Annotated in this window: 21 protein-coding genes; 11 read left to right on the plus strand and 10 right to left on the minus strand. The window is 73.6% G+C overall.

All coding sequences use genetic code 11. The features are described from left to right. Positions 1-72 precede the first annotated feature (72 nt). A complete protein-coding gene (locus HCC30_RS22555; protein ID WP_169444533.1) occupies positions 73-618 on the minus strand; it encodes a zf-HC2 domain-containing protein in 546 nt (181 codons plus the stop codon). A 188-nt stretch (positions 619-806) separates the two neighbouring features. Here HCC30_RS22555 and HCC30_RS22560 point away from each other — a divergent pair, with 188 nt between their 5' ends. Further along, complete coding sequence (locus HCC30_RS22560; RefSeq protein WP_169444535.1) at positions 807-1,208, plus strand: SsgA family sporulation/cell division regulator; 402 nt, start codon at positions 807-809, stop codon at positions 1,206-1,208. Between the two features lie 74 nt (positions 1,209-1,282). Next, positions 1,283-4,777, plus strand: coding sequence for a S41 family peptidase (locus HCC30_RS22565; RefSeq protein ID WP_169444537.1), 3,495 nt, complete (start codon positions 1,283-1,285; stop codon positions 4,775-4,777). 308 nt (positions 4,778-5,085) lie between these two features. Here the strand turns inward: HCC30_RS22565 and HCC30_RS22570 are convergent, their stop codons facing one another. From HCC30_RS22570 to HCC30_RS22580, 3 genes are read right to left on the minus strand one after another with little or no spacing between them, the layout of a single operon-like run. After that, complete coding sequence (locus HCC30_RS22570; RefSeq protein ID WP_169444539.1) at positions 5,086-5,973, minus strand: SDR family oxidoreductase; 888 nt, start codon at positions 5,971-5,973, stop codon at positions 5,086-5,088. Further along, positions 5,970-6,971, minus strand: a complete 1,002-nt coding sequence (locus HCC30_RS22575; protein WP_169444541.1) for an alpha/beta hydrolase — start codon at positions 6,969-6,971, stop codon at positions 5,970-5,972. Before HCC30_RS22575 ends, HCC30_RS22570 begins: the two co-directional genes overlap by 4 nt. After that, a complete protein-coding gene (locus tag HCC30_RS22580; RefSeq protein ID WP_169444543.1) occupies positions 6,971-8,536 on the minus strand; it encodes an NAD(P)/FAD-dependent oxidoreductase in 1,566 nt (521 codons plus the stop codon). The genes HCC30_RS22575 and HCC30_RS22580 overlap by 1 nt, the downstream gene beginning before the upstream one ends. 343 nt (positions 8,537-8,879) lie before the next feature. Between HCC30_RS22580 and HCC30_RS22585 the strand changes: the two genes are divergently transcribed. Further along, a complete protein-coding gene (locus tag HCC30_RS22585) occupies positions 8,880-9,635 on the plus strand; it encodes a MerR family transcriptional regulator (protein WP_169444653.1) in 756 nt (251 codons plus the stop codon). Between the two features lie 47 nt (positions 9,636-9,682). Here the strand turns inward: HCC30_RS22585 and HCC30_RS22590 are convergent, their stop codons facing one another. Then, positions 9,683-10,486 carry an exodeoxyribonuclease III gene (locus HCC30_RS22590; protein ID WP_169444544.1) on the minus strand — a complete coding sequence of 268 codons (804 nt, stop codon included), beginning with the start codon at positions 10,484-10,486 and terminating at the stop codon, positions 9,683-9,685. A gap of 89 nt (positions 10,487-10,575) precedes the next feature. Between HCC30_RS22590 and HCC30_RS22595 the strand changes: the two genes are divergently transcribed. After that, positions 10,576-11,097, plus strand: coding sequence for a GNAT family N-acetyltransferase (locus HCC30_RS22595; protein WP_169444546.1), 522 nt, complete (start codon positions 10,576-10,578; stop codon positions 11,095-11,097). Here HCC30_RS22595 and HCC30_RS22600 read toward each other — a convergent pair. The 3 genes from HCC30_RS22600 to HCC30_RS22610 all read right to left on the minus strand — a co-directional run bounded on the left by HCC30_RS22600 (position 11,064) and on the right by HCC30_RS22610 (position 13,023). Beyond that, positions 11,064-11,879, minus strand: coding sequence for an acyltransferase domain-containing protein (locus HCC30_RS22600; RefSeq protein WP_169444547.1), 816 nt, complete (start codon positions 11,877-11,879; stop codon positions 11,064-11,066). The genes HCC30_RS22595 and HCC30_RS22600 overlap by 34 nt on opposite strands. A gap of 85 nt (positions 11,880-11,964) precedes the next feature. Continuing rightward, positions 11,965-12,525, minus strand: a complete 561-nt coding sequence (locus tag HCC30_RS22605; RefSeq protein ID WP_240979819.1) for an HdeD family acid-resistance protein — start codon at positions 12,523-12,525, stop codon at positions 11,965-11,967. Between the two features lie 258 nt (positions 12,526-12,783). Further along, positions 12,784-13,023: a chaplin gene (locus HCC30_RS22610; protein WP_169444549.1), complete on the minus strand. Its 240-nt coding sequence runs from the start codon at positions 13,021-13,023 to the stop codon at positions 12,784-12,786. A gap of 351 nt (positions 13,024-13,374) precedes the next feature. Here HCC30_RS22610 and HCC30_RS22615 point away from each other — a divergent pair, with 351 nt between their 5' ends. The 4 genes from HCC30_RS22615 (at position 13,375) to HCC30_RS22630 (ending at position 15,526) form a co-directional block, all read left to right on the plus strand. Then, complete coding sequence (locus tag HCC30_RS22615) at positions 13,375-13,782, plus strand: rodlin (RefSeq protein WP_169444551.1); 408 nt, start codon at positions 13,375-13,377, stop codon at positions 13,780-13,782. 294 nt (positions 13,783-14,076) lie between these two features. Continuing rightward, a complete protein-coding gene (locus HCC30_RS22620; RefSeq protein ID WP_277348022.1) occupies positions 14,077-14,268 on the plus strand; it encodes a chaplin in 192 nt (63 codons plus the stop codon). 270 nt (positions 14,269-14,538) lie between these two features. Next, positions 14,539-14,922 (plus strand): hypothetical protein, encoded by a 384-nt coding sequence (locus tag HCC30_RS22625; protein ID WP_169444554.1) that lies wholly within the window; start codon positions 14,539-14,541, stop codon positions 14,920-14,922. A gap of 196 nt (positions 14,923-15,118) precedes the next feature. Next, the gene (locus HCC30_RS22630; RefSeq protein WP_169444556.1) at positions 15,119-15,526 is read left to right on the plus strand and encodes a rodlin; all 408 of its coding nucleotides are present in this window, start codon (positions 15,119-15,121) and stop codon (positions 15,524-15,526) included. Between the two features lie 157 nt (positions 15,527-15,683). Here the strand turns inward: HCC30_RS22630 and HCC30_RS22635 are convergent, their stop codons facing one another. Both HCC30_RS22635 and HCC30_RS22640 read right to left on the minus strand, forming a co-directional pair. Continuing rightward, positions 15,684-17,315 (minus strand): HtaA domain-containing protein, encoded by a 1,632-nt coding sequence (locus HCC30_RS22635; RefSeq protein WP_169444558.1) that lies wholly within the window; start codon positions 17,313-17,315, stop codon positions 15,684-15,686. Then, positions 17,312-18,754 (minus strand): HtaA domain-containing protein, encoded by a 1,443-nt coding sequence (locus tag HCC30_RS22640; RefSeq protein ID WP_169444559.1) that lies wholly within the window; start codon positions 18,752-18,754, stop codon positions 17,312-17,314. Before HCC30_RS22640 ends, HCC30_RS22635 begins: the two co-directional genes overlap by 4 nt. A 186-nt stretch (positions 18,755-18,940) precedes the next feature. Between HCC30_RS22640 and HCC30_RS22645 the strand changes: the two genes are divergently transcribed. Genes HCC30_RS22645 through HCC30_RS22655 form a run of 3 tightly spaced genes read left to right on the plus strand, consistent with a single transcriptional unit; the run spans position 18,941 to position 21,964 of the window. Beyond that, a complete protein-coding gene (locus tag HCC30_RS22645) occupies positions 18,941-20,002 on the plus strand; it encodes an ABC transporter substrate-binding protein (RefSeq protein ID WP_240979820.1) in 1,062 nt (353 codons plus the stop codon). Then, positions 19,992-21,101, plus strand: coding sequence for an iron ABC transporter permease (locus HCC30_RS22650; protein WP_169444563.1), 1,110 nt, complete (start codon positions 19,992-19,994; stop codon positions 21,099-21,101). The genes HCC30_RS22645 and HCC30_RS22650 overlap by 11 nt, the downstream gene beginning before the upstream one ends. After that, positions 21,098-21,964, plus strand: coding sequence for a heme ABC transporter ATP-binding protein (locus HCC30_RS22655; protein WP_169444565.1), 867 nt, complete (start codon positions 21,098-21,100; stop codon positions 21,962-21,964). The genes HCC30_RS22650 and HCC30_RS22655 overlap by 4 nt, the downstream gene beginning before the upstream one ends. Positions 21,965-21,971: the final 7 nt, after the last annotated feature.

Here is a 21,971-nt window from a genome sequence, read left to right on the forward strand (position 1 = left end):
GGGGAGCGCCCGAGCGCGGGGGTGGCGGCCACGCGGAAGCCCCGCACCGGGTACGGGAGTTGACGGCGCGGCTCAGCCGGGCGGTCGGGCCGGGGCCGCGCGGGTGCCGAAGCGGAGCGGGCCGAGGACCACGCCGGTGCCGGTCCCGCGCCCGCCCAACGGGCGCAGGCCGGCGCCGTCTTCGGCCGAGGACAGCTCCAGCAGCGCGGCGGTGACCGGGATGCGCCGCCCGGCGCGGGCCAGCGCCCGCGCGCGCTCCCGGCAGTCCGCGCAGCCGGCGAGGTGCGCGTCGAGGGCCTGGGTGGCGCGGACGGAGGCGGCTCCCCTGGCGTACGCGGGCAGCCTGGCCCAGTGCGGCGCGCACGCGGGGCCGAGCGGGGCTCCGGGCTGTTCCCGCAGGTACGCCTGGCGGACGCCTTCGCGGGCGCGGTGCAGCAGCAGGACCGTCACGTCGGGTCCGGTGCCGAGTCTGCGGCTGATCTCCTCGGCGGAGGCGCCCTCGATCTCCGCGAGCCACAGGGCCTTCACCTGCTCCTCGGGCATCCGCCGCAGCAGCCGCACCAGCAGCCCCACGCCGCCCGCGCCGCCGGTCCGGTGATCCGTTCCGTGGTCCGTCATCGGGGAGCTCCTGTCCGTGAGCACTGATCAAGACCCGTACGTACCGAATGTCCTCTTTGAGAGTGTGGGGGGTCACAGCCCGATCGGTCTGTGGTGTACCTCACCCCGGCCCCCGCGTGACTCTCCCGGCGCGCCGCACGTCTGTCACAGCGAAGGGACTGTGCGTCCCGACCGCTTAAGGAGTCACGATGTCCGCAGTCATCGACCACACCGTCTCGGCCCAGCTGCTCGCGGAGCGCCCCCGGACGCTGTCCACGGTGCTCCGCTTCACGACGTGCGATCCGCTCGCCGTGCAGCTGCGCTTCGCGGCGGACGCGTCGCTGGACGGGACCGAGGTCGTGTGGACCTTCGGGCGGGAGCTGCTGGAGGCGGGCACGCACGCGCCCTCCGGCGAGGGCGACGTGCACATCCGGCCCGACGCCCCGGGCCGGACGGTGATCGAGCTGCACTCGCCGCAGGGCGTCGCCGTCCTGGAGTTCCCCACGGCCGCGCTCCGCCACTTCCTGACCCGCAGCTACGCGGCCGCGCCCGACGGCCAGGGCCACCCGGAACTCGACAGCGCGCTCACGGCCCTGCTCCGCGGCGTCTGACGCCGGCGCCCGGGCTCGCTCCCCGTACCGCGACCGTCACGCACGAGTTGCCGGGCCCCCGGGGGCGCCGAACCATGGGACGGGTGACGGACCGACGCGCGAGAGACGACCGGCAGGCGGCGCACAGGGACGGACCCGGCTCGTACCTGCGCCAGCCGCACCTCCACGGCGACCTGGTCTGCTTCGCCGCCGAGGACGACCTGTGGGTCGCCCCGATCTCCCCGCACGGCGGCCCGGACCCCGCACCGGGACCGCTCCAGGCGCGGCGGCTGACCGTCGACCGCACCCGCATCGGCTTCCCCCGCTTCTCGCCGGACGGCACCGGCATCGCGTACACGTCCTGGCGCAGCCTCGACCCCGAGGTGTACCTGGTGCCCGTGGACGGCGGCCCGGCCCGCCGGCTCACCTACTGGGGCGCCACCGACACCCGGGTGTGCGGCTGGACCCCCGAGGGCGACGTGCTGGCCGTCGCCTCGCACGGGCAGCCGTTCTCGCACTTCACCTGGTCCTACCGGCTGCCCGTCGACGGCAGCCCCGGCAGCCGCCTGCCCTGGGGCCCGGTCTCCGACATCGCCGTCGCCGAGCTGGAGGGCAAGCGCCGCACCCTGCTGCTGACGGGGACGCCGCCGCACGAGCCCGCCTCGTGGAAGCGGTACCGGGGCGGCGCCACCGGCCGGATGTGGCTGCACGGCGAGCAGCTGCTGGCCGGTCTCGGCGGGCACCTGGAGTCGGTGATGTTCGTCGGCGCGCGGATCGCGTTCCTCTCCGACCACGAGGGCATCGGCAACCTGTACTCCTGCCGCCCCGACGGCTCCGACCTGCGACGGCACACCGACCACGACCGCTTCTACGCCCGGCACGCGGCCACCGACGGACGCCGCGTCGTCTACCAGTGCGCGGGCGAGCTCTGGCTCGTCGACGACTTCGCCGCCGCGGCCGGCCCCCGCCGCCTCGACATCACCCTCGGCGGCGCCCGCACCGGCCGCCGCCCGTACCAGGTCCCGGCCGCCGCGCACGTCGAGTCGCTCGCCGTGGACGCGACGGGCCGGGCCAGCGCGGTCTGCGTGCGCGGCAGCCTGTACTGGCTCACCCACCGCGACGGCCCGGCCCGGATCATCGCCGACACCCCGGGCGTCCGGGTGCGGCTGCCGGAGATGCTCGGCGGCACCGGCGCGATCGCGTACGTCACCGACGCGGAGGGCGAGGACGCCGTCGAGATCGCCGACCTCCCCCGCGCCCTGCGGGCCAGGCCGCCGCGCCGCCTCGCGGCCGGGCGCCTCGGCCGGGTACGGGAGCTGGTCGCCTCACCGGACGGGGCGACGCTCGCGCTCGCCTCGCACGACGGGCGGCTGCTGCTGCTCGACGCGCGCCCGCCCGGGGACGGCGGCCCGGCGGAGGGCGAGGACCCCGTCACGGAGCTGATCCGCTCGCTCAACGGCCCGGTGCACGACCTCGCCTTCTCGCCCGACTCGCGCTGGCTGGCGTGGGCACACCCCGGGGTCGGCCGCTCGCTCAGCCAGATCAAGATCGCGAAGCTGGGTGCGAGCGCGCCCACCCGGCTCACCCAGGTCGCGGGGCCCGGCGAGGACGCGATGCCCGGGACCGCGACGGCGACCGCCGCCTCCTGCACCGTCCTCGACGTCACCGACGGCCGGTTCGAGGACGAGCAGCCCGTCTTCACCCGCGACGGCCGCTACCTCGCCTTCCTCTCCTGGCGCGGCTTCGACCCGGTGTACGACGTGCACACCGGCGACCTGTCCTTCCCGCTCGGCTGCCGCCCCTACCTCGTCCCCCTCTCCTCCGCGACGCCCTCGCCGTTCGCGCTCTCGCCGGAGGGCCGCCCGGCGGCCGGGGGGCTCGACCCGCAGGACGCCGGCCCCGCCGGGCAGGAGGAGGGCGCGGTGCTGGTGGAGGCGGAGGGGCTGGCGAGCCGGGTGACGCCGTTCCCCGTCACCGCGTCCAAGTACTCCTCGCTGCGGCCCGTCGCGGGCGGCGGGCTGCTGTGGCTGCGCTACCCGATCTCCGGCGCGCTCGGCGAGACCTTCGCCAACCCGGCCGACACCTCGGGCCGCCCCACCCTGGAACACTTCGACCTGACCAAGGCCAAACGCTCCGAACTGACCGCCGACGCCGACCAGTTCGCCGTCAGCGGCGACGGCAGCCGGATCGTGGTGAGCGCCGAGGGCGAACTGCGCGCCGTCCCCGCGTACGAGCCGCCGGACGCGGACACCGTCGCGTACATCGACATGCGCCGCATCCTGCACGACGTGGACCCGCCCTCCGAGTGGCGGCAGGCGTTCGAGGAGGCGGGGCGGCTGATCCGGGCCTACTTCTGGGAGCCCGGCATGTGCGGCATCGACTGGGACGGGGTGCTCGCGCAGTACCGTCCGCTGGTCGAACGCGTCGCCTCCCCCGACGAGTTCGCCGACCTGCTCCGCGAGGTGCTGGGCGAACTGGGCACCTCGCACGCCTACGTCAGCCCGGCCCGCCGCAACGAGGGGCCGCCGCACTACCAGCGCCCCATCGGCCTGCTCGGCGCCAACCTCAGCCACAGCCAGGACGGCGAGTGGATCGTCTCCCGCGTCCTGCCCGGCGACTCCTCCGACTCCAAGGCCCGCTCCCCGCTGGCCGGTTCGGGCATCCGGGAGGGCGCGGTGCTCACCCACGTCGACGGCCGTCCCGTCGACCCCGTCACCGGCCCGGGACCGCTGCTCGCGGCGGCGGGCGGCACCACCGTCGAACTCTCCTTCACCCAGCCCGAACCCGGCGCGCGGGACGGGGAATCGGACGAGGAGAGCGAGGAGGACGAGGAGCCCGCGCCGCGCCCGCCCCGGCCGCAGCGCCGCGTGGCCGTCGTCCCGCTGATCGACGAACGGCCGCTGCGCTACCAGGACTGGGTGGCCAGACGCCGCCGCGTGGTCCGCGAGATGAGCGGCGGCAAGTGCGGCTACCTGCACATCCCCGACCTGGGCGGCTCCGGCTGGGCCCAGTTCAACCGGGACGTGCGGATGGAGGTCTCCCGCCCCGCGCTGATCGTCGACGTACGGGGCAACGCGGGCGGCAACATCAGCGAACTCGTCATCGAGAAACTGACCCGCACCATCCTCGGCTGGGACCTCACCCGCAACGCCCAGCCCGTCAGCTACACCAGCAACGCGCCGCGCGGCCCGATCGTCGCCCTCGCCGACGAACTGACCTCCTCCGACGGCGACATGATCACCGCCGCCTTCCGGCTGCTCGGCCTCGGCCCCGTCATCGGGGCGCGCACCTGGGGCGGCGTCGTCGGGATGACGGGGCGGCACCGGCTGATCGACGGCACCGTGATCACCGTGCCGATGAACGCGGCCTGGTTCGACGCGTACGGCTGGTCCGTGGAGAACCACGGGGTCTCGCCCGACATCGAGGCGATCCGGACGCCCGTCGACTGGGCCGAGGGCCGCAACGCCGTCCTGCACACCGCGATCAGCACCGCGCTCGACCTGCTGGAGCGGCACCCGGCGGCCGAACCGCCCGACTACAGCGACGTCCCCGACCGCCGCCGCCCCCACCTGCCACCGCGGCGCCGCTGACGCCCGGAATGCGAGCCTCCGGCACCCGTGGCACGGTGGGGAACAGCCCCGCGCGAGGGGTGAGCGGTCCAGGAGGGGAGGGCGCCACCGCGACCGCAACGATCCCCAACGCGGCACGCCTTCCCCTCCTTCCGGCCCCCGAAAGGGGCGCGGGGAACGGCGCGAACAACCCCGACGGGGGCCGCAGCCGACGACGCACGGACAGGGGCACCCCGACAGGGGGCGCGGGGAACGGCGCGAACAACCCCGCACGCACCCGCACCCCGCGACGTACCAAACGGGGCACCCCGGACCGCCAGCGCAGCGCCCTACCGCTTCACGCGGAACCGCTCGTCCGCCGCCCCGCCCGCACCGACGAGCCCGGTGGACGTCCCGTCCGCCTCCAGCCGCGGCGCGAACCTCCGCATCTCCCGCTGCCCGACCGCCCCGCCGATCACCGACGGCAGGTACCCGCGGATGCCCTGCATCCCCCGCAGCCACCACTGCGCGTACACATGCACCGAGCGCCGCTCGATCCCGGCCACGATCCGGTCGATGGCGGGCCCCAGCGGATACGTCTTGTTCGCCGGCCAGGGCAGGCTCTTGCGCAGGTCCCGCATCACGTCGTCCTGGTCGGCCCCGCGCACCATGTCGGTGTCGGTCCACGACAGATAGCCGACGCCGACCCGTACGCCCTTGTAGCCGACCTCGGCCCGCAGGCTGTGCGCGAACGCCTCGACGCCCGACTTGGAGGCGCAGTACGCCGTCATCATCGGCGCCGGGGTGATCGCCGCCAGCGAGGCGATCTGCAGGAAGTAGCCGCGCGACTCCGCGAGCACGGGCAGGAAGGCCCGCCCCGTCACGGCGCCGCCGATCAGGTTCACCTCGATGACCCGCCGCCACGCCACGGGGTCGGAGTCCATGAACGGACCGCCCGCCGCCACACCGGCGTTGGCGACGACGACGTCGACCTTGCCGAAGTGCTCCTTGACCTCGCCCGCGACCCGCGCCATCGCCTCGTGGTCGGTGACGTCCACGTGCCAGTGCGCCGAGTCGGTGTACAGCGAGTCGCTGACCCGCTTCAGCTCCTCCGGTTCCAGACCGAGCAGCGCGATCCGCGCGCCCCGCGCGGACAGCTTGCGCGCCAGCAACTCACCGACCCCGCGCGCCCCTCCGGTGACGACGGCGACCTGACCCTCAAGGCTCCAGCGGCTCACGAGTCCTCCTTCTGCTGCGTTCCGGTCTTCCGCTTCCGGCTCCCCCGCTTCTCCGGCTTCGGCACGCTCCCGGCGTCCGCCGTCAGATGGTCGCGGGCCAGCCCCTTCAGCACGGAGGCCACCGCCTCCGGCGCCTCGACGGGTGCCATGTGGCCCAGGCCCGTCAGCGTGTGCAGGCCCGCGCAGTCCGGGAGTTGCTCGGCCAGCTCACGCGCGTGCACCTGCGGCGTGAGCCGGTCCTCGGTGCCGATGACGACGGCGGCCGGCGCCGTGAGCGCGCCGACCTTCGCGCCGAGGTCGAGGTGCGCGAGCACCTTGCCCCAGGCGGCGCGCACCCCGGTCGGGCAGGAGTGCACGATCCGGGCGGTGAAGTCCACCTGCGCGGGCGCCGAACCGGCGCCCATCGTGGCGTACTTGAGCGCCTTCTTGGTCAGCGGCGAGACGGGCCCGAGCGGCGCGCTCGAACCGAGCACCAGCTTGTGCGCGCGGGCCCGCGCCCCGGGCGTACGGAAGGGCAGCACCCGCGCCTCGCTGAGCAGCCGCCGCGCGCCGGTGCTGCACAGCAGGTAGGCGGCCGCGTGCTGCTCCAGCTCGGGGCGTCCGGCGGCGGCCATCAGCGTCATGCCGCCCATGGAGTGGCCGCCGACGACGGCGCGTTCGCCCGCGGCGAGGGCCGTGCCCAGGACGGCGCACAGGTCGTCGGCGAGCGTGGCCGGGCTGTACGCCTGCGGCGTCGCGGCGGGCGTACGCCCGTGCCCGCGCTGGTCGTAGGCCACCACGCGGTAGCCGGCGGCGGTGAGTTCGCGGATCACGGGTGCCCAGAAGGCGATGGAGCAGGTCCAGCCGTGCGCGAGCACGATCGCCGGGTCGCTCTCGTCGCCGAACACCTCGGTGTGGATGCGGACCCCGTCGGCCGAGACCGCCGACAGCTCCCGCGTGGGCACCGGAAGCGGAATGCCGCGCCGGGTACCGGCCAGGCTCTGGGTGAGGCGCGCCATCAGGCCTCCTCCCCCGCGTGGAACGCCGAGGCGCCGCTGCCCCGGCCGCTCACGGCCCCTGCCAGGGCCCGGGACCCGTTCGTCCCGCCCGCGCGTATCACGTCGTACTCCTCCAGCCGTACTTCCTTGGTGACCTTGCGGAACTCGGCGGTGGTGCCCGGCCAGACGGTCGTGTTGCGGCCGTTGGCGTCGAGGTACCAGCTGTCGCAGCCGGTGTTCCACACGGTGCGCTTCATCCGGTCCTGCACGTGGTCGTTCCAGGCCGTGACGGCCTCGGGGCGCGGGTCGAGGGCGACCTTGCCGCCCAGCGTCTCCAGCTTCTTCACGTAGTCGACCATGTAGTTCAGCTGGGCCTCGATCATGAGGATCATCGAGCTGTTCCCGAGGCCCGTGTTGGGGCCGATGATGGTCATGAGGTTGGGGAAGCCCTCGGCGGTGCAGCCGCGCAGCGCCTCCATCCCGCTCGACCACTTCTCCGACAGCCGCGTCCCGTCGGCACCCTTGATCCGGTGCGAGACCGGCATGTCGGTGACGTGGAAGCCGGTGCCGAAGATGATCACGTCCACCTCGGCCTCGGTGCCGTCGGCGGCGACGAGGGTGTTGCCGCGGATCTCCTTCAGGCCCGAGGCGACGACGTCGGTGTTGGGCGCGGCGAGCGCCGGATAGTAGCTGTTGGACAGCAGGATGCGCTTGCAGCCGATGCGGTAGCGCGGGGTCAGCTTCTCCCGCAGCACCGGGTCCTTCACGGCCCGCTTCATGTGCGCCCGGGCGAGCTTCTCGACCAGGCCCAGCTGGTTCGGCCGCTTGGTGAACGCGCCGACCTGCAACTCGCGGATCGTCCACAGCAGTTGGCGGCGCGCGTACCGGGTGGCCGGCAGCTTGCCGTGCAGCCACCGCTCCACGCCGCTGATCTCCCGGTCGGCGCGCGGCATCACCCATGCCGGGGTGCGCTGGAACAGCGTGAGCCGGCCGACCTGCGGCTGGATCGCGGGGACGACCTGGATCGCGGAGGCGCCGGTCCCGATGACGGCGACGCGCTTGCCGCGCAGGTCGTAGTCGTGGTCCCACTGCGCGGTGTGGAAGACCTTGCCCTCGAAGCCGTCCAGCCCGGGGATGTCGGGCAGCTTCGGGTCGGACAGCGGACCGGTGGCGGAGACCACGACGTCGGCGGTGAGCCGCCGTCCGTCGGTGATCTCGATCTGCCAGTGCAGCTCCTCCGGGTCCCAGCTCATCAGCTGCACCTCGGAGTGGAAGCGGATGTGCTGCCGCAGCCCGAAGGTGTCGGTGACCCGCTCCAGGTAGGAGCGGATGTGCTCCTGCCCGGAGAAGTTCCGCGGCCACTCGGGGTTGGGCGCGAAGGAGAAGGAATACAGGTGTGAGGGCACGTCACAGGCGCACCCGGGATAGGTGTTGTCGTGCCAGGTGCCGCCGACACCGTCCCGCCGCTCCAGTACGACGAAGTCCGTGATTCCGGCGCGGCGCAGCCGTACGGCAGCCCCCAGGCCGCCGAATCCGGATCCGATCACCGCCACCCGTACGTGCTCTTGCTCGCGCTCGGCCGCCATGCCGCCGCCTCCCGAGGGTCTGCCGTCCCGCCAGTTATTGCGCCAGTGATTACTGGCACGGTGGGAGAGTAAGGCCAGACGGCTACCGGAAGGTAGGGGTTGAACCGAGGAAAGTTACCGCTGGTTGCACCCCGGGCCTCCCGGCAGTACGCACATACGACCGACCGCCCTGGATAGGCTCCCTCCCGTGCCCGAACCGCCCACGGAACCCAGCGCCGCACCCCACGCCGACGCGGACAGCACCCCCGTCCACCCGCCCGGCGAGCCCCCGCACGCCCCGGACCAGGACCCGGCCGACGACGCCGGGGACACCCAGGAGGCGGACGGGAAGCGGGAGTTCCGGATGGCCGAGCTCGCCGAACGCGCCGGCATCACCACCCGCACCCTGCGCTTCTACCGCGAACGCAAGCTGCTCTCCCCGCCCCGCCGCGAGGGCCGCATCGCCTGGTACAACGAGCACCACCTGGCCCGCCTGCGCACCATCTCGGCACTGCTCGCGCGCGGCCACACCCTGGGCGGCATCCGGGAGTTGCTCCACGCCTTCGAGCACGGGCGCGACTCCCGCAGCTCCGCCGAGGCCCTCGGCCTCGACCCCGCACTGATCTCCCCCTTCACCGAGGAGACCCCCGTCCGCCTCACCCCCGAGGCACTCGCCGACCACTACGCGGGCGAGGTCACCGTCGACAACCTCGCCACGTCACTCGACATCGGCTATGTCGCCGTCGACGGCGACGAGTTCATCCACGTCAGCCCGCGCCTGCTGAACGCCTCGGCGGCACTGGTGAAGACCGGCATCCCGCTCTCCGCCGTCCTGGAGGCGGGCCGCACCGTCCGCTCGGCGACGGACTCGATGGCCGAGGCGTTCACCGAGATCTTCCGCACCCACCTGCTCCCGAAGAAGCTCGCCGACGCCCCCGACGGCCTCGACGCCACCCGCGTCAACGCCCTCCTCGCCGAACTCCGCCCCCTGGCCAAGGAGGTCGTCGAGGCCGAACTGGCCCTCGCCCTCGACCGCCACACCCGCACCCACCTCGACACCTGGCTCACCCCGGACAACGCCCCCACCCCCGACGAAGCCCCCGACGACGAGCAGCCCTGACCGGGGAGGTCAGGGCTGCTCGGAGGGCTCACGCGGAGGCGGGCCCGCTACCGCTCGAAGGTCACCGTCACCGGGGCGTGGTCGCTCCAGCGTTCGTCGTGGGTGGCGGCGCGTTCGACCTCGGCCTTGAGGGCGCGGTCGGCGAGGCCCGGGGTGGCGACCGCGTAGTCGATCCGCCAGCCCGAGTCGTTGTCGAAGGCCCGGCCCCGGTACGACCACCACGAGTACGGCCCCGCGACCTCGGGGTGCTGCTCGCGCACGACGTCGCGGTAGCCGCCGTCCGCGGCGTCGAAGACGCGGGTGAGCCACTCGCGCTCCTCGGGGAGGAAGCCGGAGTTCTTGCGGTTGCCGCGCCAGTTCTTCAGGTCGGCCTCCTGGTGCGCGATGTTCCAGTCACCGCAGACCAGCACCTCACGCCCGTCGGCGGCCGCCCGCTCCCGCAGCTCCTTCAGGTACGGCAGGAAGGCCGCCATGAAGCGCTCCTTCTCGTCCTGCCGCTCCGTGCCGACCTCACCGGACGGCAGGTACAGGCTGGCCACCGTCACACCGGGAAGATCGGCTTCCACGTAGCGGCCCGAGTTCTCGAACTCCTCGACGCCGAAGCCGATCCGCACCCGCTCCGGCTCCCGCCGCGTGAGCAGCGCCACACCGGCCCGGCCCTTCGCGGCGGCCGGCGCGTACACCGTGTACCAGCCCTCGGGCTCGCGCACCTCGTCCGCGAGCTGGTGGGCCTCGGCGCGCACCTCCTGGAGGCAGACCACGTCCGCCTCGGTGGCCGCCAGCCACTCCACGTAGCCCTTCCTGGCCGCGGCGCGCAGGCCGTTCACGTTCACCGTCGTCACCTTGAGCAAGGCGTGCTCCTCACCTCCGCGCGAGGAGTCGCAGACCTCACGTGCGCGGTCGTCACCTTCAGCTTCCGAGCCACCCTACGATGCCCCGTATGCGGATACGTCCCGTGCGCTACGACCACCCCGACGCCCTGAAGCTCGACGGCATCGTCCAGCAGGAGTACGCCGAGCTGTACGGGAACGACGGCGACGCCACCCCGCTCGCGCCCGCCATGTTCGCCCCGCCCCACGGCCTGTACCTCCTCGCCCACGACGAGACCGGCCGCCCCGTCGGCACCGGCGGCTGGCGCGCACAGGACGACACCTCGGAGGGTTACGAGGAGGGCGACGCCGAGATCAAGCGGATGTTCGTCGTCCGCGAGGCACGCGGCCGGGGCCTGGCCCGCCGCATCCTGGCGCTCCTGGAGGACGACGCCCGCCGGGCGGGCCGCACCCGCATGGTGCTGGAGACGGGGGCACGGCAGCAGGAGGCCATCACGCTCTACGAGTCCTCCGGCTACGTCCCCGCCCCGCGGAAGTTCGGCCTGTACCGCTTCGAGGCCCTCAGCCGCTGCTACACCAAACCGCTCCGGCAGCCCGCTCAGGCCCCGCCGCCCCAGCCGCCCGCCAGATAGCGGCCGGTCGCCGCGTCCCAGCCCTCGCCCGCGAGGGACGGATCCGCCGGCTCGTCCTCGGGCACGGCCGAGGGGTCACCGCCGCGCGCGAGGACGGCCGCGTCCGCGATCCCGTGCTCCTCGACGGAGACGACCCGCAGCCCCGGCATCTCCTCGCCCGCACGGTCCGCGAGCACCCGCCCCGGCGGCAGCTCCAGCACGTACGCGGCGCCCTCGCCGGTCATCGCCGCGGCCAGCGCCGGCAGCCGGGGCGGCCTGGCCGCGGACTGGGCGAGGTCGTCGAAGACGGCGTTGGTGTCGTCGTGCAGGCACCGGCCGAGCACGGTGCTGACCCAGGGCAGCGCCTGCGGCCGCCGCCCGACCGTCGCCAGGTGCTGCGCCAGCCGGACGGCGACGTGCCCCGGCGGCAGCCCCCGCTCCAGCAGCTCGCCGCGCAGCCGCACCGCGCGCAGCGCCTCCTCGAAGGTCAGCACCCCGGCCGTCACCGCCGCCGCGTAACCGCCCGCGTCGAGCCCCACGACCAGCAGCGGGCTCAGCCCCTCGTCCTCGGCCAGCGCCCGGGCCCCCGCCACCCCCGCGACCAGCAGCGCGGTGTGCCCGGCGACGGGGGAACCGAGCGCGTCGGGGGTGTCGAGCTCGGCGATCCCGCCCGGGACGTCCAGCTCCCGCAGCGCCATGTCGGCCTCGGCGAGCACCGTCGCGGACGCGGTGGTGTCGGGAAGCCGGTGCAGCATGCCGGGACGCTGCGAGCCCTGGCCGGGGAAGAGGAACGCGATGCTCATGGGGCAAGCCTCACCCGCGGCCCGCCACCGGCGCCAGTAGAACCCGCCCCGTGGCCCCGGCTCCCTTTCCGCCGGTCACCACCGGCTAGCCGGCCCTGCGGGTACGGGCGCGGAGGCTGAGACCCGTGACGATCTCGGCGAGGCCGAGCCCGAGCAGCCACACACCGGTGAAGATCGTCAGGGCGGTGATCGATTCGAGGGGCGCGAGCAGCAGCACCAGACCGCCCAGCAGGCTGACCACGCCGAGCGTGATCTGCCAGCCGCGGGCGGGCGCGTCCGGGTCGCCCGCCGCGCCCGCGATCTGCGTGATGCCGCGGAACAGCCAGCCGATCCCGATCCACAGCGCGAGCAGCAGCACCGACTGGAGCTCGTCACGGAAGCAGAACAGCCCCAGCAGGACGCCCACCGCGCCGCTGACGACACCGATCACCCGCATCGGCGTCGTCATCCGCGTCCCGAACGCCGACACCACCTGCACGATCCCGCTCACCAGCAGATACGCGCCGAAGAGAATCCCGGCGGCGAGCAGCGTCGCCCCGGGCCAGACCAGCGCCAGCACACCGAGGATCAGCGCGACGACGCCCGAGGCCAGCAGCGACTGCCAGCTGCCGCGCACCGCGAGCCGCACCAGCGGCGAGTCCGGCAACGGCCCCCACCTCTCCCGCGCCGGTCCGGCGTCACCGGCGTCGGCGTCACCGGACGCGGGGCCGGGGGGCCGTGTGACGCGCTCGGCGCCATGGGAACTGCGAGGTCCGTACGGGTCACCAGGGGGCGAGAAATCCGACATGTCAGCATTCTCCCTCCCGTAGCCACGGGCCGTCGTACGGGGCCCGGCCGAACACGCCCCGCGCACACGCGAGAGGCCCCGTCCGGGGACGGGGCCTCAGGCGCGCGGCAGCGGGACTCAGCTGTTGACGCAGGTGTTGCCGAACGTCGGGTTGAGCAGGCCGATCACGTTGATCGTGTTGCCGCAGGCGTTGACCGGGATGTGCACCGGAACCTGGATGGCGTTGCCGGACACGACGCCCGGGGAGTTGGACGCGCCGCCCTGCGCCCCCGAGTCGGCGAGCGCCGAACCGGCAGAGGCACCGGCGGCGAGGCCGGCGCCGACGACGACCAGTGCGGCCTTCTTGGCAGTCTTCATGGAGTACTCCTGCAGATGAATCGTCAGCGGCGCTGGGTGACGCCGCGCACAGGAGAGAACGCTGCGCACCGGCGCGGGACACGGACCCCCCGCGCAATACCTTCGATCGGCTGAGCAGGCCGGCACCTCTTCGCAAAGCTCTCCGCACAACTCCCGTACGGCTCCCCGCGGTTCTCCCGCTACTCCCCCGGCACGGAAAACCCGCCCCGAAATAGCCCTCGACAAGGGCCCGTTCCGTGCCGATCTCCCTACTAATTCATTCCGTTCGGGTGACGCTCCAGAACCAAACCCGCACAGGGGAGTTGTTCAGATAGCTCCGCCAACGGGACTCAGTAACAAGAAGGGTTAATCGTGATCAAGAAGGCTCTGGCTACGGCCGCCGTGGCCGCCTCCATCGTCGGTGTCTCGGGCGCGACCGCCTCTCAGGCGATGGCCGACGACGGCGACGGCACCAAGTCCATCACCGGTAACGGCTCCACGCAGTCGCACGGCAACTCCGCCACCAACGGCAAGATGAGCCCCCAGCTCGGCCTGGTCCAGGGCACCCTGAACAAGCCGTGCGTGGGCCTCCCGCTGAAGGCGAACGTCGGCTCGCTCATCGGCATCGTTCCGATTACGGTCCAGGACATCAACGTGCTGTCCAGCCCGCAGAACCAGCAGTGCACCGAGAACTCGACCCAGGCCAAGGGCGACGAGGCGCTGTCGCACCTGCTGGACGACATCCCGGTTCTGTCGAAGAACGGTGTCGGCAACGACTGACTCCCGGAGTCAGAAGGTCCGGGCCGTCTCCCTTCCTCCTGAGCGGCCCGGGCCTTTCCCTCACCTCACGCGAATGTCCCCCTGCTGGGCCATTCGCGTGGTTACCGAACAACTCCCGTTCCGAGAGCTCGACTTGAGGCCGGGAGGCCGTTACGCATACCGGCAGCGGTGTGACGGGCGGCGATTCGATCGCCGCCCGGGGCGGCACGAAATCCGTGCCGCCGCCGGCTCCGCTGCAGAAAGGGCTGAACAATGAAGTACAAGAAGAGCGTGGTCATCGCTGCCGGATCCCTGATGGCCCTGGGCACCGCCGCCCCCGCCATGGCCGACTCCGGTGCCCAGGGTGGCGCCAACGGCTCCCCCGGCGTCATTTCCGGCAACGTCGTGCAGGTTCCGGTGCACGTCCCGGTGAACGTCTGCGGCAACACCATCGACATCATCGGGCTGCTGAACCCGGCGTTCGGCAACACCTGCGTGAACAGCTGAGGTTGACCCTTCGGGCCGCGTGCCCGGAAAGCCTCACCGTGGCCCCGGAACCCCTCGAGTGTTCCGGGGCCACGGGCCGTTCACGACCGTTTCCCCCGGGAAGCGGTCTCGTTGTGCAGGAGGACCGCAGCGCGCGGAACGGGAATCCGCCGGCCCGCACTCCCGTCGCCCCGGAGAAATCCGCGGCGGCGGCCGGTGATTCGGACGGACCCGGGCAGAGCGAAGAATCGCCTCCGTGACAGCCGCTGCCCTCGAGAAGGAAGGCCGAAAGTGAAGTACGCGAAGTCCGCCGCTCTCGTCGCCGGTTCGATGATGGCTCTGGGATCGGCGGCCCCCGCCTTCGCCGCCGACACCGAGGGCGGCCCGTACAAACCCCAGGCGTTCAGCCTCAACGGTGGCCTGCAGGAAGGGCTGACGAAGAGCCTGCCGCAGGGAATCGCGCACAGCGCCGGCGCCCAGCCGTCCATCGGTTCCCAGATCCGGCCGCTGACGGACACGGTGACGGGGACGACGGACAAGGTGCAGGGCGCGGGCGAGAAAGTCCTCGCGCCGGTCGAGGAACTGACGCAGAACAAGGCACTCGCCCCCGTTTCCCAGGCCGCCGAGGGCGTCACCGGATCGACGCCGCTGCTCGGCGGGCTTCCGGTCCGCTGACGTCGCCGGGAAGAAGCACGGAAAGTGAATTCCGGGCAACACGTCCGGAGCTCAAGGGAATTCGAGACGGTTTTCGGTACCGGCCGGGGATTCCCGTCACGGCGGCACCGTTTGAGTGAAGCCGCACAACCAATCCTGTTGACGCCGAGTTGTCCAGAGAGCTCCGCCAACGGGTACCGCAAAAGAAGGGTAAATCGTGATCAAGAAGGTTATGGCTACGGCCGCTGTGGCCGCCTCCATCATCGGCGTCTCGGGCGCGACCGCCTCCCAGGCCATGGCCGACGACGGTGACGGCACCAAGTCCGTGACCGGCAACGGCGCCAGCCAGAACTACGGCAACTCCGCGACGCACGGCGACATGAGCCCGCAGTTCGCCCTCATCCAGGGTTCGCTGAACAAGCCGTGCATCGCTCTGCCCGCGAAGGCGAACATCGGCTCGCTCCTCGGCCTGGTGCCGATCAGCGTCCAGGACATCAACATCCTCTCCTCCCCGCAGAACCAGCAGTGCGTGGAGAACTCGACCCAGGCCAAGGGCGACGAGGCGCTGTCCCACCTGCTGGACGACATCCCGATCCTCTCCAAGAACGGCGCCGCGAACGACTGACGTTCCGGTACGGAAGCCCGGGCCCGGCAGGTTCTACCTCGCCCCTGCCGGCCCGGGCTTCCCCCTGTCCGGTGCTTCCCGGAACCGGACAGGGGGTGGTGTGTGCCGCCGGACAGGGCCTGGCAACCGGCGGCACACACCGTGGAGGGCTGGACCGTCAGCCCTCCGACGCGCGGCGGCGCACAGCACAGACCGCCGCCGCACCCGCCGCCACCAGGGCGGCGGAGCCTCCGAGGAGGAGGGGAGAGGAGACACCGGCGCCCGTGGCGGCCAGCGAGCCGCCGCCACCCGCCACCGCGCCGTCCCCGGAGCCGCCCCCTGCGACGCCTCCGATCGCGGTGTCTCCTCCGTCTGTTCCCGTACCGCCGGCGGGGCCCGCTGCGGGGCCGCCGGACGATGCACCCCCCGATGCACCGCCCGACGCTCCGGAGGCGTCACCGGCCGGACCGGACGGCAGTTTCGCGTCCTTGTCCAGCGACACGGCTGCCGTGACCGGGTCGAGCGCGTCGCCCGGACGGTAGAAGCCGCCGAAGGCTTCCGCGCCCTTCGCGGTGAGCGCGGCCGGTGCCCGGTCGAGGGTGACGACACCGTTCTTCGGCGTGAGGCCGCCCTTGGGCAGCTTCAGCTTCGCGACCGGGAGGCCGTCGTGCCGGGTGACCTTTCCGGACTCGCGGTCCTTGGACGAGACGTCGGCGACGAGGGTTCCGCCGTCGCCTCCGGCCCGCACGCGGATACGGGAGAAACTCAGGTCCAGGGCGTACGCGCCGCCCTGCTGGTGGGCGCGGAACCGGACGCCGCCGTCGAAGCCCGCGTCCAGGGACGGGGACTTGGCGTCGAAGGTGCCGCTGCCGCCGGGGAAGCGGTAGCCCGCGTTCCCCTGTTTTTTCGCGCCGCCGGACACGTCGGCCCTGCCGTTGCCGATGGGGCCGGTGACGTAGTCGCGGAAGGACTTTTTCACGCCCCAGTCGAGGGTCCCGTCGACGATCCGGCCGGACTCGGGGCGTGCGGCCCTCTTGGCGGTGGGGCGGTCCGCGGCCGGGGTTTCGGTGACGGGGGTCTTCGTCGTGGGGGCCGGGGTGGACGGTTTGGCGCTTCCCGGGGCCGTGGCGGGTTCGTCCGTGGGGGCCGTCCCCGGGGTGAGGGCGAGGGTGACGGGGTCGAGTTCCTCGTCCTTGTCGTACATGCCGTCGAAGGCCGCGGCGCCGTCCGCGGTGAGGCGGGCGGGGATCTCGGGGAAGGCGAGGGTGCCGTCGGCGGCGGCGCGCGGGGTGGTGTCGGTGAGGTCGAGGGTGGCGAGTTCGACGTTCCGGTCCGTGCTGCCGTCCGTGGTGACGTCGGCGCTGATGCGGCCGGAGGTGCCCGGCCCGGTGACGAGGCGGAGGCCGCCGAGGGTGATGTCGAAGCCGTGCAGTTTCGAGCGGAAGCGGACCTCGCCGTCGAAGGTGGCGGTCACCGCGTGGTCCTGCGCCGCGTACGTGCCCTCGCCCGGGCCGAAGCGGAAGGTGCCGTCCGGGCGTTCGGAGGCGCCGTCCGAGGTGGTGATCTCGCCGAAGGCGATGCCCTGCACATAGCCGCGGAAGGACTTCTTGAAGCCCCAGTCCAGCGTCGCGTCCTCAAGGGCCGTCCGCTGGGCCGCCGTTGACGCCGTGGCGGACGGTTTCGCCGCGTCGTCCCGCGCCGTCCCGGTGGCCGCCGGGAGGGTGAAGCCGGTCGTCGCCAGCACGGCGGCGGTGGCCGCCGTCACGGCGAGCGCGCCGGCGAGGGGTCTGCGGGCCGGTATCGAGGTCATGGTGTGCGGGTCTCCTTCTGCGCGGAGTCGGCTTCCGGCGCGGTGGCCGGAGTGGCGTCGGAGGTGTCGGTGGCACGGGTGCGGCGGGCGCGTACGGCCACGGCCGCGCCGGCGGCGAGGAGGACCGCCGCGCCGCCCGCGGCGACGGGCACCAGGACGGAGCCCGTACCGGACGCGGCGGCGGACGGCGAAGCGGAGGCGTCGCGCGGGGCGGCGGACGGGTCGCTGCCGAGGTCGGGCAGGGCGGGGAGTTCGGCGTCCTCGTCGAGGGGGACGGCGAGGGAGACCGGGTCCATGGCGGTGCCCTCGCGGTACATGCCGCCGAAGGCGCGGGCGCCGTCCGGGGTGAGCCGGGCCGGGGCCTCGGTGAGCCGGACCAGGCCCTTCTCGGGTTTCGTCTTCTGCGGGGGCGCGTCGAAGGTGACGAGGGGGCGGCCGGGGCGCGGGGTGCCGCCGTCGCGGGTGACGTCGGCGGAGACGGTGCCCTTGCCGTCGCGGACGCGGACCGTGAACCCGTCGAGTTTCAGGTCGAGTCGGTGGCCGGTGAAGCGCACGGCGCCGGTGAAGCGGGCGTCGAGTGCGCCGGATTCCGGGTCGTGCTCGCCCTTGCCGGCCGGGAAGCGGAACAGTGCTCCGCCGTCCTGTGCGCCGCCGGTGAGCTTCCAGGCGCCGTCCGCGACGGGGCCCGAGACGTACTCCCGGAAGGTGCGGCGTACGCCCCAGTCGAGGGCGGCGGCCGTGAACTCCCCCTTGTTCTGGCGGGGTTCGGACTTCTTGTCGCCGTCCGGCTTCCCGGACGGTGCGGGGCCGTCCTTGACGTCCGTCGAGAGGCTGACGGGGTCGAGCGGTGTCCCCTCCCGGTAGTAGCCCGCGAAGCCCTGGGCGCCCTGTGCGGTGAGCCGGGCGGGGACCCGGGTCAGGGCCACGGGGGACTTCGCGCCGCGCATGTCGACGCCGCTCAGGTCCAGTGCGGCGAGGGGGACTTGGGCACGCTCGGTGACCTTGCCCGTCGCCTTGTCCTTGCTGCGCAGGTCGGCGTGGAGGGTGCCGCTCCGGGAGCCGGCGGGGATGCGGACGGTGGGGCTGCTGAGGGTGAGGTCCAGCGCGTACCCGCCGTCCGGGCCCCGGTGTCCGGTGAAGTGGACGCCGCCGGAGAAGGAGGCGTGGAATCCGCCGTCGTCCGGGTCGTAGCCGCCGCGGGCGGAGTGGAAGCGGAACAGGTCCTGGCCCACCGTGGCCGCGCCGCCTTCGAGGCGCCAACTCCCCTCGGCGACGGGGCCGGTGACGTAGCTCTGGAAGGACGCCTTGACGCCCCAGTCCAGCCGTCCGCCGGACACCGTGCGCTCGGCCGCCTGCGCGGGGAGTGCGGGCAGCAGCGCCACCGTCAGGGCGGTGAGCGCGGCCACGGCGAGCGCACGCACGGGTCCGGCGGACAGCATGAAACGTCCCCTCCTCCAGCGGAGTCCGAGCGGACCCCGCTTCCAACTAAGGGAAGGCTAACCTAAGCTATTGTCGGCTTCACCGAAAGTCCACCGGACGATTCCGCCGCACGCCCGTCCTCCGCGGTCGCGCCCAACGGCCGGTCGAGCGGCGGCAGTCGAGCGAAAGGCCCACCCTTGCCTCCCTTGAACCCCCGGCAGCTCAGACCCGCGCGGAGCCGGGCGACCGGCGCGCTGGTCGCCGTCCTGCTGCTCGCGCTGCTCGCCACCGGCTGCGGAAGCGGAACGTCCGGGACGGACGGGGGCGGTGAGAAGGCAGCTCGGAGTGCGGCCGCCGACCGCGTCGAGCCGCTGGCGGGTCCCGTGCCGGAGCCGGAGCTTCCGGTGACGGCCGAGTCGGCGGACGGGAAGCGGAGCGAGGTGCGCAGCGCGCGGCGGATCGTGCCGCTGTCCGGCTCGCTCTCCGAGATCGTCTTCAGCCTGGGCCTGGGCCGGAACGTCGTCGCCCGCGACGTCACCACCACCTTCCAACAGGCCCGGAAACTCCCGGTGGTGACCCGCGCGCACGACGTCTCGGCCGAGAGCGTCCTCTCCCTGAAGCCGAGCGTCGTCCTCGCCGAGACCAGCACCGGGCCGGAGGAAGCCGTCGAACAGATCCGTGACGCGGGCGTCCCCGTGGTCACCGTCGCCCCGGCGAAGGGCCTGGACGACGTGTCGCGGAGGATCGACGCCGTCGCCGGCGCGCTGGGCGTCGAGGACGCGGGCCGGAAGCTGGACGCGCGCACCGGCGAACGCCTCGACGCGGTCCGCGCGCAGCTGCCGGACGGAAGCGGAACCGGAAACGGAAGCGGCGGGAAGCCGCGCGTCGCCTTCCTCTACCTGCGCGGCTCGGCCTCCGTCTATCTGCTCGGCGGCGCCCGCTCGGGTGCCACCTCGCTGATCGAGGCGGCGGGCGCGGTGGACGCGGGCGCCGAGTCCGGCCTGAGGAAGGACTTCACACCGCTCACCAGCGAGGCCCTCGCCAAGGCGGCGCCCGACGTGATCCTCGTGATGCGCAAGGGCCTGGAGTCGGTGAACGGGGTCGACGGCCTGCTGAAGATCCCCGGCGTGGCCCAGACCCCGGCGGGCATGGACCGCCGCGTCGCGAGCGTCGACGACGGCGTCCTGCTCAACTACGGCCCGCGCACCGACCGCGTCCTCGCCTCCCTGGCCGAGCAGATCCACGGCCGGCCCGGCGATGACCGCTGACCCGGCGACGGTGACGGCGGACGAGCGCGGAACCGGAACCCCCGCCCCGGCGGAACCTGGCCCCCGTCAACGCCCCGCCCGCACCGCCCTGTTGACCACCGTCCTCACCGCCGCCCTGGCGCTGGCCGCCCTGCTGTCGGCCGGAATCGGCGCCTACGGCATCCCCTTGGGGGACGTGCTCGCCTCGGTCGCGCACCGTGCCGGGGCCGGCGGGCACCCGCTGGACCGGGTCGCGGAGAGCGTGCTGTGGAACGTGCGGCTGCCGCGCACCGTGCTGGCGCTGCTCGTCGGCGCCTCCCTGGGCTGCGCGGGCGCGCTGATGCAGGGCGTGTTCGGCAATCCGCTCGCGGAGCCCGGGGTCATCGGCGTCTCCTCGGGTGCGGCAGTGGGCGCGGTGGCGTCGATCGCGCTGGGGCTGACCTTCGCCGGCACCTGGACGGTGACGGTGTGCGCCTTCGTCACGGGACTGGTGACCGTCACCCTGGTGTACTTGCTGTCACGTGCCGAGGGGCGCACCGAGGTGGTGACGCTGATCCTCACCGGCATCGCGGTCAACGCCTTCGCGGGCGCGCTGACCGGCCTGTTCGTCTTCCTCGCCGACGACGCGCAGCTCACGCAGATCGCCTTCTGGCAGCTCGGCTCGCTCTCGCAGGCGACCTGGCCGAAGGTCCTCGCCGTGCTGCCCTGCGCGCTCGCGGGGCTGCTCCTCGCCCCGCTGTCCGCGCGCCGCCTCGACCTGCTGGCGCTCGGCGAACGCGCGGCGCGGCACCTGGGCGTCGACGTCGAGCGGCTGCGCGTGGTGCTGATCCTCGTCGTCGCGCTGCTGACGGCCGCCGCCGTGGCCGTCGCCGGGATCGTCGGCTTCGTCGGGCTGCTCGTCCCGCACCTGCTGCGGATGGCCGCCGGGCCAGGGCACCGGTTCCTGGTGCCGGGCAGTGCGCTGGGCGGGGCGCTGGTGCTGGTCGCGGCGGACCTGGCGGCGCGGACGCTCGCGGAACCGGCGGAGCTGCCGCTGGGTGTGCTGACGGCGCTGCTGGGTTCGCCGTTCTTCTTCTGGCTGCTGCGCAGGACGCGGCGCGGACAAGGGGGTTGGGCATGAGACGGCTGCCGTGGGCACGGCCGGCCGACGCCGCACCGGTACGCCCGGACGCCGGGGACGAGGCGGCCGCCGCCGAGGGGCTGACGGTGCGGCTCGGCGGGCGGACCGTGCTGGACGGCGTCGGCCTGACCGTCACCGCAGGTGAGGTGCTGGCGCTGGTGGGGCCCAACGGGGCGGGAAAGTCCACGCTGTTGGCGGCGCTCGCCGGTGACCTCCCGGCGCGCTCGGGCACCGTACGGATCGCGGGCCGGCCCGTGCGGGAGTGGACGGCGCGTGAACTCGCCGTCCGGCGCGCGGTGTTGCCCCAGTCCGCTTCCCTGGCCTTCCCGTTCACCTGCGAGGACGTCGTCCGCATGGGCCGCGCCCCGTGGACGGGTATCCGCGCCGGGCGGGACGGGGACGAGACCGCGGTGGCCGCCGCGATGGCCGCGACGGAGGTCACCGGCTTCGCCGCGCGCCGCTTCTCGGCGCTCTCCGGCGGGGAGCGCGCCCGCGTCGCGCTGGCCCGCGTACTCGCCCAGGACACCGCGCTGCTGCTGCTCGACGAGCCGACCGCGGCGCTGGACCTGCGGCACCAGGAGCTGGTGCTGCGGGTCTGCCGGGAGCGGGCGGCGCGGGGTGCCGCCGTCGTGGTGGTGCTGCACGACCTGAACCTGGCGGCGGCCTGCGCCGACCGCGTCGCCCTGCTGCACGACGGCGCGGTGACGGCCGTGGGTACGCCCGCCGGGGTGCTCACGGCCGAGCGGCTCACCCTCGCGTACCGGCAGCCCGTCGAAACGCTGCCGCACCCGGCCGACGGCAGCCCGCTCGTCCTGCCCGTCCGCGGGCGCCCGGCCGGGGGCACGCGGACGGGCCGGGCGTGACGGTCGC

Origin of the sequence: Streptomyces sp. HNM0574 (assembly GCF_012726235.1) — a bacterium.
Classification (GTDB): Bacteria; Actinomycetota; Actinomycetes; order Streptomycetales; family Streptomycetaceae; genus Streptomyces.

Excerpts from the sequence above, each read along its gene's own strand:
- HCC30_RS22565 (WP_169444537.1), top strand. The coding sequence starts at position 1,283 with ATGGGACGGGTGACGGACCGACGCGCGAGAGACGACCGGCAGGCGGCG.
- HCC30_RS22640 (WP_169444559.1), bottom strand. The coding sequence starts at position 18,754 with ATGCTGTCCGCCGGACCCGTGCGTGCGCTCGCCGTGGCCGCGCTCACC.
- HCC30_RS22635 (WP_169444558.1), bottom strand. The coding sequence starts at position 17,315 with ATGACCTCGATACCGGCCCGCAGACCCCTCGCCGGCGCGCTCGCCGTG.
- HCC30_RS22580 (WP_169444543.1), bottom strand. The coding sequence starts at position 8,536 with ATGGCGGCCGAGCGCGAGCAAGAGCACGTACGGGTGGCGGTGATCGGA.
- HCC30_RS22560 (WP_169444535.1), top strand. The coding sequence starts at position 807 with ATGTCCGCAGTCATCGACCACACCGTCTCGGCCCAGCTGCTCGCGGAG.
- HCC30_RS22610 (WP_169444549.1), bottom strand. The coding sequence starts at position 13,023 with ATGAAGACTGCCAAGAAGGCCGCACTGGTCGTCGTCGGCGCCGGCCTC.
- HCC30_RS22585 (WP_169444653.1), top strand. The coding sequence starts at position 8,880 with ATGGCCGAGCTCGCCGAACGCGCCGGCATCACCACCCGCACCCTGCGC.
- HCC30_RS22575 (WP_169444541.1), bottom strand. The coding sequence starts at position 6,971 with ATGGCGCGCCTCACCCAGAGCCTGGCCGGTACCCGGCGCGGCATTCCG.
- HCC30_RS22555 (WP_169444533.1), bottom strand. The coding sequence starts at position 618 with ATGACGGACCACGGAACGGATCACCGGACCGGCGGCGCGGGCGGCGTG.
- HCC30_RS22650 (WP_169444563.1), top strand. The coding sequence starts at position 19,992 with ATGACCGCTGACCCGGCGACGGTGACGGCGGACGAGCGCGGAACCGGA.
- HCC30_RS22620 (WP_277348022.1), top strand. The coding sequence starts at position 14,077 with ATGGCCCTGGGCACCGCCGCCCCCGCCATGGCCGACTCCGGTGCCCAG.
- HCC30_RS22600 (WP_169444547.1), bottom strand. The coding sequence starts at position 11,879 with ATGAGCATCGCGTTCCTCTTCCCCGGCCAGGGCTCGCAGCGTCCCGGC.
- HCC30_RS22595 (WP_169444546.1), top strand. The coding sequence starts at position 10,576 with ATGCGGATACGTCCCGTGCGCTACGACCACCCCGACGCCCTGAAGCTC.
- HCC30_RS22655 (WP_169444565.1), top strand. The coding sequence starts at position 21,098 with ATGAGACGGCTGCCGTGGGCACGGCCGGCCGACGCCGCACCGGTACGC.